Source organism: Actinosynnema sp. NPDC059797 (genome assembly GCF_042732085.1).
Lineage (GTDB): Bacteria > Actinomycetota > Actinomycetes > Mycobacteriales > Pseudonocardiaceae > Actinosynnema.
The window spans coordinates 1-13,104 of sequence record NZ_JBHWIE010000209.1 but is presented as its reverse complement, the minus strand read 5'-3'; the positions used below and the strand labels follow the sequence as shown (position 1 = coordinate 13,104).

9 protein-coding genes are annotated in these 13,104 nt (G+C 72.6%); 6 read left to right on the top strand and 3 right to left on the bottom strand.

The window, feature by feature from the left end; genetic code table 11:
• Together ACFV4N_RS30800 and ACFV4N_RS30795 are read right to left on the bottom strand one after the other, a co-directional pair.
• Nucleotides 1–817 (bottom strand): FecCD family ABC transporter permease (locus ACFV4N_RS30800; RefSeq protein WP_499676136.1); only part of this gene is annotated, 817 nt, incomplete at its 3' end.
• Complete coding sequence (locus ACFV4N_RS30795) at nt 814–1,857, bottom strand: iron-siderophore ABC transporter substrate-binding protein (RefSeq protein ID WP_499676135.1); 1,044 nt, start codon at nt 1,855–1,857, stop codon at nt 814–816. The genes ACFV4N_RS30800 and ACFV4N_RS30795, both read right to left, overlap by 4 nt.
• A 705-nt stretch (nt 1,858–2,562) precedes the next feature.
• On the opposite strand from ACFV4N_RS30795, the gene ACFV4N_RS30790 reads away from it, so the two are divergent.
• Nucleotides 2,563–3,711: a family 43 glycosylhydrolase gene (locus ACFV4N_RS30790; protein WP_499676134.1), complete on the top strand. Its 1,149-nt coding sequence runs from the start codon at nt 2,563–2,565 to the stop codon at nt 3,709–3,711.
• Nucleotides 3,712–3,892: 181 nt separating this feature from the next.
• Here the strand turns inward: ACFV4N_RS30790 and ACFV4N_RS30785 are convergent, their stop codons facing one another.
• Nucleotides 3,893–4,921: a LacI family DNA-binding transcriptional regulator gene (locus ACFV4N_RS30785; protein ID WP_499676133.1), complete on the bottom strand. Its 1,029-nt coding sequence runs from the start codon at nt 4,919–4,921 to the stop codon at nt 3,893–3,895.
• 172 nt (nt 4,922–5,093) lie between these two features.
• On the opposite strand from ACFV4N_RS30785, the gene ACFV4N_RS30780 reads away from it, so the two are divergent.
• From ACFV4N_RS30780 to ACFV4N_RS30760, 5 genes are all read left to right on the top strand, one after another.
• Nucleotides 5,094–7,268 carry an alpha-galactosidase gene (locus ACFV4N_RS30780; RefSeq protein WP_499676132.1) on the top strand — a complete coding sequence of 725 codons (2,175 nt, stop codon included), beginning with the start codon at nt 5,094–5,096 and terminating at the stop codon, nt 7,266–7,268.
• A 231-nt stretch (nt 7,269–7,499) separates the two neighbouring features.
• Complete coding sequence (locus ACFV4N_RS30775; RefSeq protein ID WP_499676131.1) at nt 7,500–8,150, top strand: carbohydrate ABC transporter permease; 651 nt, start codon at nt 7,500–7,502, stop codon at nt 8,148–8,150.
• Between the two features lie 11 nt (nt 8,151–8,161).
• Nucleotides 8,162–9,052, top strand: a complete 891-nt coding sequence (locus ACFV4N_RS30770; protein ID WP_499676130.1) for a carbohydrate ABC transporter permease — start codon at nt 8,162–8,164, stop codon at nt 9,050–9,052.
• 34 nt (nt 9,053–9,086) lie between these two features.
• A complete protein-coding gene (locus ACFV4N_RS30765) occupies nt 9,087–10,394 on the top strand; it encodes an ABC transporter substrate-binding protein (protein ID WP_499676129.1) in 1,308 nt (435 codons plus the stop codon).
• A gap of 74 nt (nt 10,395–10,468) precedes the next feature.
• Nucleotides 10,469–13,072, top strand: coding sequence for a carbohydrate-binding protein (locus tag ACFV4N_RS30760; protein WP_499676128.1), 2,604 nt, complete (start codon nt 10,469–10,471; stop codon nt 13,070–13,072).
• Nucleotides 13,073–13,104: the final 32 nt, after the last annotated feature.

Below are 13,104 nucleotides of genomic sequence, written 5' to 3'. Positions count from 1 at the left end.
ACCCGATGGGGCCCGCCGCCGCGGTCGCCGCGCCGCACAGCACGACCGCGCCGGCCGAGGCGCCGAGGCGGATGAGCGCGACCCGCTCGCCGAGCCCGGCGGCCAGGTCGTCGCCGAGCGCCAGGGAGTTCAGGCCGCGCGCGGAGAGCAGGCACGCGACCGCGCCGACCACCAGGAACGGCAGCACCTGCCCGATCCGGTCGAAGGAGGCGCCGCCGACGCCGCCGACCTGCCACGACCGGAAGGTGGCCGCGATGTCGGCGCGCGCCAGCACGACCGCGCTGATCAGCGAGACCAGGGCGGCGGACGTGACCGCGCCCGCGAGGGCGAGCTTGAGCGGGGTGGGGCCGCCGCGGCCGAGGGAGCCGACGGCGTAGACGAAGACCGCGGCCGCCGCCGCGCCGAGGATGGCGACCCAGACGTGGGAGGCGGCGTTGACCAGTCCGAAGGAGACCATGCCGGTCACGACGGCCAGCGAGGCGCCCATGTTCACGCCGAGGATGCCGGGATCGGCCAGCGGGTTGCGGGTCACGCCCTGCATGACCGCGCCGGCCAGGCCCAGCGCCGCGCCGACCAGCGCGGCCAGGAGGGTGCGCGGCACGCGCTGGGCGACGGCGGCGCGGGGGAGGGTGTCCTCCAGGCCGCGCACGCCCGCCAGGACGTCGGACGCGGAGACGTCCCGCGCGCCGAGCACCACGGAGGCGATCGCGGCCGCGACCAGCGCGGCCAGGACGAGGAGCAGCCAGGAGGCCCGGACGCGGCCCGGGTGCCGCGCGGTGGCGGCACCCGGGGTCTTCCGGTCGGTCGACGCGGTCACTTGACCTTGTCGGCGGCGGCGGCGAGCCGGCCCGCGTACTCGTCCAGCACCCACGACACCGACATGGGCGTGGGGTTGGCGGCGGTGCCGGCGGGCCCGGAGCCGGACAGCATCACGACCGAGCCGTTGGCCACCGCGCGCATCTTGGACAGCAGGGGGTTGGCGGCCAGGGCGCGGCCCACCTCCTCGTCGCCGTACCCGACGACGATGTCCACGTCGTCGAACGCGTCGATCTGCTCGGTGCTCTGCTGGAGGGAGAACTTGTCCGTGGCCGCCGACGCTTGGGCGATGCTGCCCGGCGTGGTCAGGCCGAGGTCCTCGAAGAACATCGCGCGGGTGTCGTGCGTGGTGTAGAAGCCGATCTTGCTCAGGTCGGTGGTGTCGAAGTGCGTCATGAACATCGTCGACTTGCCCCGGAGCTGCGGGTACTTCGCCTTGACCTCGTCGATCCGCCCCTCGATGTCGGAGATCAGCCGGTCACCGTCGGCGGACCGCCCGATGGCCTTGCTGCTCAGCCGGATGCTGTCGCGCCACGGGGTGGCCCACGCCGTCTTCGGGTAGGCGACCACCGGGGCGATCTCGCTGAGCGTGGCGTAGTCCTCCGGCGTGAGGCCGGAGTACGGGGCCAGGATGACGTCGGGCTTGGTGTCGGCCACGGCCTCGAAGTCGATGCCGTCGGTCTCGTCGAACAGCACCGGCGTCGGGGCGTTCAGCTCCTCGAGCTTCTCGGACACCCAGGGCAGCAGGCCGTCGGCGTCGTCGTCGCCGAAGTTGGCCTTGGCCATCCCCACCGGAACGATGCCCAGCGCGAGCGGCACCTCGTGGTTGGCCCAGGCGACGGTGGCGATCCGCTCGGGCTTCTCGGGGATCGTGGTCGACCCGAGCGCGTGCTCGACCGTGACCGGGAACGAGTCCCCGGTGGCGGACGGGGTCGGTGAGGCGTCGCCACCGCCGTCCCCGCCCGTGGTGGACGAGCAGGCTCCGAGGAGCAGCACGGCGGCGGAGGCGACGGCCCCGACCCGCAGGCGGCGTGAGCGCACGACACGAACCCCTTTCATCGAGGCGAGGCACCGGGTACCGGCGCCCCCACACGAAGCGCCCGCGAGCGCCGGGGGCACAGGTTCGCCATCCCGAAGTGTGTTTAGCCTTACCTAACGTAACTCCCCCTCGATGACCTCGGAAGATCCGCCCGCTGTGATGTGAACCTGATCTCGCGGCACCGGCGCGGCGGGCCTGTCACGTGGTAAGGGGGTTCGCCCGGGGGCGGGGCTCACGACCTCAGACGGGCAGCACCTCCAGCGCGCCGGGACCGGCGACGTGCTTGACCCCGGTCTCCGTCAGGTGGCGCGGCTTCCCCGGAGACGGGGTCCACGCCGGCGTGCACCCGCGGGGATCCGCCGGGCAGGGTCTCGACCTCACCGCGTGCCCGTCGCCGCGCGCCGGTGGCCCCCACGGAGCCGCCGTGACGACCCGTGCTCCACGCGGTCGGGCGCGTCCTGTCCCACCACCCCACCCCCGTGGTACCCGGCACGCGTTCGGAGGAGTTCGGCCCGATTCCTGCTCGCAAGGAGGCGACGCATGAGTCCGCGCACGACACCACCCGGGACGCGGGGCGCCCACGGCCCCGTCCTCTTCGCGGTCCACGACGTCCCCGGGGCCCGTCCCGACCGGCCCTGACCCCTCCCCGCCCGTGAGCCGGTGACGCCCACCCGCGCGGGTCGTCGCTCCACTTCGGACTGCCCGCGATGACGCACGCCCGGACGGGGCGGAAACCCCTTCGCGCCAAGGCGAAGAGCTGCCAGGACCGCGCCGAGGCCGCGCCCGGTCCGTCGTTCACCAACCCGGTCGTGCCCGTGCCCAACAGCGCCGACCCCACGTTGGTGCAGTACAACGGCAACTACTACTACGTCGCCACCACGTGGACCTCCGACATCGTCATGCGCCGGTCGTCCACGATCGCCGGGTTGCGCAGCGCCCCGGAGCAGCTCGTATTTCGCTCGGCGGGGAACACGATGTGGGCGCCGCACCTGGAGCAGATCAACAACCGCTGGTACCTGTACTACTCGGTGGAGCTGGCCGGCGCGCCCCGGCGCACCCACGTGCTGGAGAGCGCCGGCAACGACCCGGCCGGCCCCTACACCTACCGGGGCATCCTGAACCTGATGCCGAACAACGGCTGGGCCATCGACGGCGCGGTGCTCAAGCTCAACGGCGCGCTCTACTTCCACTTCTCGGCCTTCCACGCCGACGGGTTGCAGTCGCTCTACATCGCGCCGATGTCCAACCCCTACACCGCCTCCGCCTTCGGCACCCGGATCTCCGCGCCGACCCTGGCGTGGGAGCGGCAGGACGGCGCGGTCAACGAGGGGTCGTTCGCCCTGCAACGGGGCGGGCGGACGTTCCTGACCTACTCGGCCAGCCACTGCAACGGCCCGAACTACAAGCTGGGCATGCTGGAGTACCGGGGCGGCGACCCGCTGGCGGCCTCGTCCTGGTCGAAGTTCGCCAACCCGATCTTCCAGCGCAACGACGCCGCCGGCGTGTTCGTCCCGGGTCACCACTCGTTCTTCACCTCGCCGGACGGCACGGAGACCTGGATCGCCTACCACGCCAACGACACGGCCTCCCAGGGCTGCGGCACCACCCGCACCACGCGGGTGCAGAAGGTCTCCTGGAACGCCGACGGCACGCCCGACCTCGGCGTCCCGGTGTCCCGGTCCACCGTCCTGGCCGGCCCGTCCGGAGAGCCGTCGAACGGGACCAAGCGGGTGCGCGTCCGCAACCAGCACAGCAACCTGTGCCTGGACGACTACAACTTCGGCACCGCGCCCGGCGCGGAGGTGCGGCAGTGGACGTGCAACGGGCTGGCGGTCCAGCAGTGGGTCGTCGGCTGACCGCCCGGGCCCGATGACGTCCGCGCCCGGGTCGTCGGCCCGGGCGCGGACACCGGACGGCGAGGCCCGGACCGCCTTTGCGCGACCAACCCCATTGAACGTTCAATAACGAGTGCGCGGGTGGTGGGGCACCCTTCGGAAGAGCGCTCTTCCCGGTCCGGGTCCGTCGGGGCGCGACCGGTCAGGCGCTGCCGCCGCGCACCAGTTCGGTGGGCAGGAGGAGGCCGGGTTCGTCGTCGTGGCCGTGCTCGACCTGGCGCAGGCAGCGGGCGACCAGTTCGTGGGAGATGCGCTCGACGGGGATGCGGGCGCTGGTCAGGGTCGGTTCGGTCACCAGGCCGACGGCCCCGCCGTCGAAACCGGTGATCGCCACGTCGGAGCCGACCCGGAGGCCGAGGGAGTGCGCGACGCTGACCACGATCGCGGCCACGGCGTCGCTGCCGGTCACGATGGCGCTGGGCGGGTTCTTGCCGGTGAGCAGCTGGTGCGCGCGGCGGCGGACGCCCTGGTCGGGGCCGCGGAAGACCGAGGTCTTGGGCGCGCGGAGCCCGTGGTCGGCCAGGCGCCGGGTGAAACCGTCGAGGCGTTCGGCCTTCCAGTACTGGTCGCCGGCCGCGCCGAGGTAGGCGAACCGCTGGTGGCCCTCGGCGACGAGCGCGTCCACCACCGCGCCCATGCCCGCGGCGTTGTCCACGTCCACCCAGTGCTGCGGCAGGTCGGGCGCCAACCGGCCGAAGGAGGCGAAGGGGATGCGGCTGTCGGCCAGGAAGCGGGCCCGCTCGTCCTCCACGCTGGACTCCGACAGGATCACCGCGTCCACGGCGTGCCGGGCGACGAGGTCCTTGAACACGCCCAGGGGGTCGTCGCGGCGGTGGGTGAACACCAGCACCTGGTGGTCGACGTCGGAGGCGGCCTTCACCAGGGAGAGCAGGAAGTGCAGGGTGAAGCCCTGCGCGCGGTCCAGCTGCTCGCCGAAGATGTGGTAGCCGAGCTGCATCGTGCGCCGCGAGCGGAGGGTCTGCGCGGCGCGGTTGGGCTGGTAGCCCAGGGCCCGCATGGCGCTGGTGACCTTCTCATAGGTCGCGGCGGAGTAGTACTCGTCGCGGCCGTTGACGACGTTGGACACGGTCTGCCGGGACACGCCGGCGGCGGCGGCCACGTCCACGATGCCGACGCGTCGCCTTCCCTGGTCCGCACCGCCCTGGGGCACCGGTCCACCTCCCGTACTCCGACCATCATTCACCCAACGTGATCGCCTGGGCACGTTGAACGTTCAATGTTACGCACTCGTTACCGCCTTCGCCGTTGCTCCGGCGCCACCCGGGCTGACATCGTCCATGGAACGTTCAATGTGACGAAGCCTTCACCGCTGGAGGGTCTGCGTGTCCACTGCGCCACCGGTCACCGCGCCGGGCGTCGACGCCGCCGGGGCGGCCGACCGGATCGTCCACCTGCGAGCCGCGGGCGTGAGCCTGGTGCTCCACCACGAGGGCGCCCGGCTGCCCCGGGTCCTCCACTGGGGCGCGGACCTCGGCCCGGACGCGGACCTGGACGCGCTGGTGTCGGTGAGCGTGCCCGCGGTGGTGCCCAACGCGACCGACGTCCCGACCGCCGTGGCCGTGGTCCCCGAGCACGCCGGCGCCTGGCCGGGGCTGCCCGGGCTGCGGGGCCACCGCGACGGCCGGGACTGGTCGCCGCTCTTCACGGTCGAGCGGTTCGTCGAGGACGAGGGCGCCTGCCTGGTCCGGGCGACCGACGCGGAGGCCGGCCTCGCCCTGGACCTGGAGATCGGGCTCACCCCCGCCGGCCTGGTGCGCCTGCGGGCCACCGCGCGCAACACCGGCGAGGAGCCCTACACCCTCGACGGGCTCGTGCTGACCCTGCCCCTGCCCTCCCGCGCCACCGAACTGCTCGACCTCACCGGGCGCTGGGCGCGCGAGCGCACACCGCAGCGCAGGCCGTTCGGCGTGGGCGCGCACGTGCGGGACGGCAGGCGCGGCCGGACCGGTTCGGACGCCACGCTGGTCCTGGTGGCGGGGGAGGGCGGCTTCGGGTTCCGCCGGGGACGGGTGTGGGGCGTGCACGTCGCCTGGAGCGGCAACCACCGCACCTACGCCGAGCGGGTGCCCACCGGCGAGGCCGTGATCGGCGGCGGCGAGCTGCTGCTGGACGGCGAGGTGCGGCTGGGCCCGGGGGAGTCCTACACGACCCCCGAGGTGTTCGCCTCCTGCGGCGACGGCCTGGACGAGCTGTCGGCCCGCTTCCACCGCCACCTGCGGTCGAGGCCGCACCACCCGCGCGGGCCGCGCCGCGTGGTGCTCAACACCTGGGAGGCGGTGTACTTCGACCACGACCTGGACCGGCTGCGCGCCCTGGCCGACCGGGGCGCGCGGGTGGGCGCGGAGCTGTTCGTGCTGGACGACGGCTGGTTCCGCAACCGGCGCGACGACACGGCCGGGCTGGGTGACTGGTACGTCGACGAGGGGGTGTGGCCCGACGGCCTGCACCCGCTGGTCGACCACGTCCGCTCGCTGGGGCTGGAGTTCGGCCTGTGGGTGGAGCCGGAGATGGTCAGCGCCGACTCCGACCTGCTGCGCGAGCACCCGGACTGGATCCTGTCCACCGGTGGTCGCCGCCCGCCGCTGGTGCGGGGTCAGCACGTGCTCGACCTGACCCGCCCGGAGGTCCGGGACCACCTGCTGGAGCGCCTCGACGCCCTGGTGACGGAGTACCGGATCGCCTACCTCAAGTGGGACCACAACCGGGACCTGGTCGACGCGGGCGACTCGCGCACCGGCCGCCCCGCCGTGCACGCCCAGACGCTGGCCGCCTACGGCCTGCTCGACGAGCTGCGCCGCCGCCACCCCGGCCTGGAGGTGGAGTCCTGCTCCTCCGGCGGGTCGCGCGTGGACCTGGGCATCCTGGAGCGCACCGACCGGGTGTGGGCCAGCGACTGCATCGACGCGCTGGACCGGCAGGGCATCCAGCGCTGGACGGGGCTGCTGCTGCCGCCCGAGCTGGTCGGCTCGCACGTCGGCGCGGACCGGTCGCACACCACGGGCCGCCGGCACGACCTGTCCTTCCGCGCGACCACCGCGCTGTTCGGCCACCTGGGCATCGAGTGGGACCTCGTCGCGGCCGACGAGGCGGAGCTGACCGCGCTGGCGGGCTGGGTGGGGTTCTACAAGCGGGTCCGCGACTGGCTGCACCGCGGCCGCGTGGTGCGCGCGGACTCGCCGGACCCGGCGCTCCTGGTCCACGGCGTGGTGTCCGACGACGAGGAGCAGGCGCTGTTCGCCGTCGTCGCGGTGGCCTCGGGGACCACGACCTCGCCGGGCCGGGTGACGCTGCCCGGCCTGCCGCCCGACGGCCGGTTCGCCGTCCGCCCCGTGGACCACGCGGGCCTGCCGCCGTCCACGGCCCTCGTCCAGGTGCCCTGGCTGGCCACCGGCGCCCGCCTGTCCGGCCGGGAGCTGGCCGAGGTGGGCGTGCGGGTCCCGCCGCTGCACCCCGAGCAGGCCCTGCTGCTGCACCTGGTGCGGGAGGAGCGCCCATGACCGCGCACCCGGTCCGACGCCGCGGCGACCTGCGGGTGGCCCTGCTGTTCCTGCTGCCCGCGGGGTTCGGGTTCGTCCTGTTCTACGCCTGGCCCGCGCTCCAGACGTTCTACCTGAGCTTCACCGACTACAGCCTGCTGGCCACCCCGAACTGGGTGGGCGCGGAACTACCGCGACGCGCTCGGCGACGCGAAGTTCTGGAACGCGCTGCTGGTCACCGTCGAGTACGTCGTGATCAACATCGGGGTGCAGACCGCGGTGGCGCTGCTCGTCGCGGTGCTGATGCACCGGCTGACCAAGTCGTCGCTCGTGCGGGGGCTGCTGTTGCTGCCCTACCTGATCGCCAACGTCGTGGTGGCCCTGGTCTGGTACAACCTGCTCGACGCCCAGCTGGGCATCGTGAACGCGCTGCTGTCGTGGGTCGGCATCGACCCGGTGGCGTTCTTCGGCGAGACCTCCACGGCCATCCCGACCATCGCCCTGGTGAACGTGTGGCGGCACCTGGGCTACACGGCCCTGCTGATCTTCGCCGGCCTCCAGGCCATCCCCAGGTCGGTGTACGAGGCCGCCGCGATCGACGGTGCGTCCGAGTGGCGGGTCTTCCGCAGCGTCACGCTGCCGCTGCTGCGGCCGGTGCTGGCCATGGTGCTGGTGCTGACGGTGATCGGGTCGTTCCAGATCTTCGACACCGTCGCCGTCACCACCAAGGGCGGCCCGGTCGACGCCACCCGCGTCATCTACTTCTACATCTACGAGAAGGCGTTCCAGCAGTTCGACTTCGGCTACGCGGCCGCGCTGTCGGTGGTGCTGTTCGGAATCCTGGCGGGCCTGGCGGTGGCGCAGCTGCGCCTGCTGCGCGCGGGCAGCTCGGACCTGGACTGAAGGAGCCCGGGATGACCTCGACCACGATCGGACCGCGGTGGCGGCGGGCGCTGGGCTGGGCGGTGCTGGCCCTGCTGGTGCTGATCACGCTGTTCCCGTTCTACTGGATGCTGCGCGTGTCCCTGTCCGACAACCGGGCCCTGGCGGCCAACGCCGACTCGCTGCTGCCCGCCGGGTTCACGCTAGGCGCGTTCGAACGCGTGCTAGGCCTGGCGACGCTGGAGGAGGCCCGCGCCCAGGGCGGATCGGGCGCGTCGATCGACTTCTGGCGCTACCTGCTGAACTCCGTGCTCACCTCGACCCTCGTCACCGCCGGGCAGGTGCTGTTCAGCTCGATGGCCGCCTACGCGTTCGCGCGGCTGCGCTGGCCGGGGCGCGACGCGGTGTTCTTCGTCTTCCTCACCGCGCTGATGATCCCGCCGATCTTCACCGCGCTGCCCAACTTCGTGCTGATGCGCGACCTCGACCTGATCGACACCTACGCGGCGATCGTGCTGCCGTTCTTCTTCATGACGCCGTTCGCGGTGTTCTTCATGCGCCAGTTCCTGCTCGGCATCAGCCGCGAGGTCGAGGAGGCGGCGCGCATCGACGGCGCCGGGCACCCGAGGATCTTCTTCCGGATCGTCCTGCCGATGAGCCGGGCGCCGTTGGCGACGCTGGCGCTGCTGGCCTACATCACCGCGTGGAACGAGTACTTCTGGCCGCTGCTGGTCGGCCAGGGTGAGGGCGTGCGCGTCCTCACGGTGGCGCTGGGCGTGTTCCGCTCCCAGACCCCGCAGGGCAGCCCCGACTGGGCCGGCCTCATGGCCGCCACCCTGCTCGCGGCGCTGCCGGTCATCGCGCTGTTCGCCGCCTTCGGGCGGCGGATCGTCGACTCCATCCAGTTCTCCGGCATCAAGTAGCCGTCCGGACACGGGTGGGACAAAGGAGTTCACCGTGCACAACAAGTTGTCCAAGCCGGCCGGCCTCGCCGCCGCCACTGCCCTGGCGCTCGCCGGCTGCGCGGGCGCGCCGGGCGGCGGCAGCGGCTCCGACGAGATCACCTACTGGCTGTGGGACGCCAACCAGCTGCCCGCCTACCAGGCGTGCGCGACGTCGTTCCAGGCGGCCAACCTCGGGACCACCGTCAAGATCGAGCAGTTCGGCTGGGCCGACTACTGGAACAAGCTGACCACCGACCTGGTCGCGGGCACCGCACCGGACGTGTTCACCAACCACCTCAACTACTACCCGACCTACGCCTCGAAGAACCAGTTGCTGCCGCTGGACGAGTTCGTGTCCCGCGACGGCGTGCCCACCGACGTCTACCCCGAGGGCCTGGCCGACCTGTGGACCGCCCAGGACGGCAAGCGCTACGGCCTGCCCAAGGACTTCGACACCGTCGCCCTGTTCTACAACAAGGAGATGCTCGCCGACGCGGGCGTGGCGGAAGCCGACCTGGCGGACCTCACCTGGAACCCGCAGGACGGCGGCACCTACGAAAAGCTCATCGCCCGGCTCACCGTGGACGCCAACGGCGTGCGCGGCGACGAGCCCGGCTTCGACAAGTCGAAGGTGGCCGTGCACGGCCTCGGCCTGGACGAGAACAACGGCGCGGGCGTCGGCCAGCAGATGTGGAGCACGTACGCGCTGAGCACCGGCTGGACCTACACCGACAAGAACCCGTGGGGCACGGAGTTCAACTACGACGACCCCCGCTTCCAGCAGACCATGGCCTGGTACCGGGGCCTGATCGACAAGGGCTACATGCCCAGCCTGGCCACCGCGCGCTCCGGCACCAGCGTCAACGACGGCTTCGGCGCGGGCAAGTACGCGTTGAGCACCAACGGCTCCTGGATGATCAACTCCTACTTCGGCTACGACGGCGTGGAGGTCGGCGTCGCGCCCACCCCGACCGGGCCGTCCGGCAAGCGCGCCACCATCTTCAACGGCCTGGCCGACTCGATCTACACCGGCACCGACGACCGCGAGGGCGCCTGGAAGTGGGTCAAGCACCTGGCCTCCGCCGAGTGCCAGAAGGCCGTGGGCGCGCAGGCCGTGGTGTTCCCCGCGCTGCCCGAGGCACTCGCCGTGGCGAAGGAGGAGTTCGCCGCCAAGGGCGTGGACATCACCGCCTTCACCCAACCCCTCGACGAGGGCGCCACCCACCTGTACCCGATCACCGACCACGCGCCGGAGATCTCCGCCGTCATGGGACCCGCCATCGACGCCGTGCTGACCTCCCAAGCCGACCCGCCTCGTTGACCCAGGCCAACGAGCAGGTCAACGCCCTGTTCCGGTAACCGCCCCGTCCCGGCAACCGAACCCGTGGAGCACTGATGCGACACCGAACCGCGAGATCCAGGACCACCGCCGTCGCGATGGCCGCGACGCTGCTGCTGGCCGCCCTGTCCCCGGCGGGCCCGACGGCCTCCGCCCAACCCGCGCCCGCCGCCGAGACCCTGCGCGTGGACCTCGCCACGCCCACCGGGGCGTTCCGCGGCGGCGCCACCGGCATCCTCTACGGCCTGGGCGACCCCGGCGTGCCCTCGCGCGACCTCATCGCCGGCATGAAGCCCCGCACCGTCGCCCAGAAGCCGCCGGACGGCGAGCAGCACCCCAACGGTGACGCGCTCGTCGTGGCCGACGAGCTCTTCGCCTCCGGCGGGGCCGACGTCTTCATCAACTCCCAGGACGTCTACAGCGCCTGGCCCTACCAGGACCTGGGCATCGACGACTACATCGCCCGGCTGCGCCCGCAGCTGGAGAAGGTCGCCGCGCGGCCGGACCGCGACCGGTTCGTGTGGACGATCTTCAACGAGCCGGACTGGATCTGGTACGGCGACTGGGCCACCAAGAAGGACAAGTTCCTCGCCGACTGGACCAGGGTCTACCGGACGGTCAAGTCCGTGCTGCCGAACGCGCGCATCGACGGCCCCGGCGAGGCGAGCTACAACCCCGGCAGGCTGCGCGACTTCCTCACCTACGCCAAGGCGAACGACGTGCTGCCGGACATCGTCACCTGGCACGAGCTGAGCCCGGACTCCCTGAACCACTACCGCGCCCACTACGACGACTACCGGGCCATGGAGAAGTCCCTCGGCATCGGCCCCCTCCCGATCAACATCACCGAGTACACCAACCGCCGCGACACCTCCGTGCCCGGCCAGCTGATCCAGTGGATCACCATGCTGGAGGACACCAAGGTCGACGGGCAGATGGCGTACTGGTCGCTCGCCGGCAACCTCAGCGACCAGGCCGTGCGCGCGGGCCGCGCCAACGGCGGCTGGTGGCTGACCAAGTGGTACGCCGACCTGTCCGGCGACACCGTCCGCGTCACCCCGCCCAGGCCCAGCAGCCGCGACACCCTCCAGGGCCTGGCCACCCTCGACCGCGTCGACGCCGAGGCCACCGTCCTGCTCGGCGGCACCGCCAACCCGGTGGACGTCGTCGTGACCGGCCTGGACCGCAAGACCTTCGGCGGTCACGTCGACGTGCGCGTGTCCAAGACCACCTGGTCCGGCTACGAGGGCGACGCCGGGCAGCCGCCGGTCGTGGCGGCCTCCCGCACCCGGGTCGTGGACGGCGGGATCACCGTCAAGGTGCCCGGCGGCGACGCCCTGGCCGCCTACCAGGTGATCGTCACGCCGGCCGGCCTCGCACCGGCCCCGGTCGCGAACGCGCCGTGGACCTCCCGCCACGAAGCCGAGTCCGGCCTGGTGGAGAACGCCCGGGTCGTCGACCAGTCGGACCCGTCGGGCTGGAAGTACACCACGTCCGGCGGCAAGGACGTCGGCTACATGAACAACGCCGGCTCCCGCGTCACCGTCGAGGTCGACGTGCCGCGCACCGGCGCCTACCGGCTCGGCGTCCTGTACGGCACCAACGGGTTCGTCGGCAGGCAGGCCCTCTACGTCGACGACGCCCACCACTCCACCCTCACCTTCCCCGCCACGCTGAACTGGCAGTACCGGGGCAGGCTCGACACACCGGTCCAGCTCACCGCCGGCCGGCACCGCATCTCGTTGCGCACCAGCGACCCCACGGGCTTCCTCGGCGGCCCGTCGGACGTCGCGCTGGACCGCATCGACCTCACCGAGGTCACCGGCCCGGAGAAGGCGACCTACCAGCTGTCGGACTCGCGCCGCACCGGTGGCTCGCTCGACCGCGGGGTCCGGGCGCTGCGGGCCCTCGTGCCCAACGCCGTGGTCCTGAAGCCGGGTGACGCCGTGACCACCTACGTCTCGGCCGCCGAGGACGGCTACTACGCGCTGTCCACCACGTGGTTCGGCGCCGGCCGCAGCACCCTGGGCCTGACCCTGTCCGACCGCCGCGTGGCGGGCGGCGACCTGACCGCCACCCGGGCGGGCGCGTGGACGGGCACCACGACGGTCCACCTCAAGGCCGGGATCACCGAGGTCGTGCTGTCCAACGAGGGCCGCACCCCGCTGGTCCTGGGCACGCTCACCCAGGTCCGCGACGCGGCCGCCGACCGGCTCGCGGTCCGGGTCGAGGCCGAGACCGGGCAGCTCGCCGGGGGAGCGGCGACCGCGGCGGGCCGGTGGGCCTCCGGCGGCTCCTACGTCGGCTACCTGGGCAACGGCGGCACCCTGACCCTGCCCCGACCGGACGCGGTGCGGAAGGCCGGCCAGTACAACCTGACCGTCGCCTACGCGCAGGCCGAGAAGAACACCGGCCACCCGTACAACACGGACGCCGTCACCAGGTACCTCGACACCACCGAGGCGGGCGGCGGCACGACCCGCGCGCCGTACCGCCACAACTACACCTGGGACGGGTTCTGGGCGGAGACCTCGCCGCTCGACCTCGCCACCGCGGGCGGCGCGCTGACCTTCGGCAACGCGACCGCCTGGGGCCCCAACGTCGACTGGGTCCAGCTCGCCCCGCTCGTCGCGGCGAACTCGGTCACCGCGCGGCGCTGACACCACCGCCTCGCCCCGGCCGGGTTTTCGCC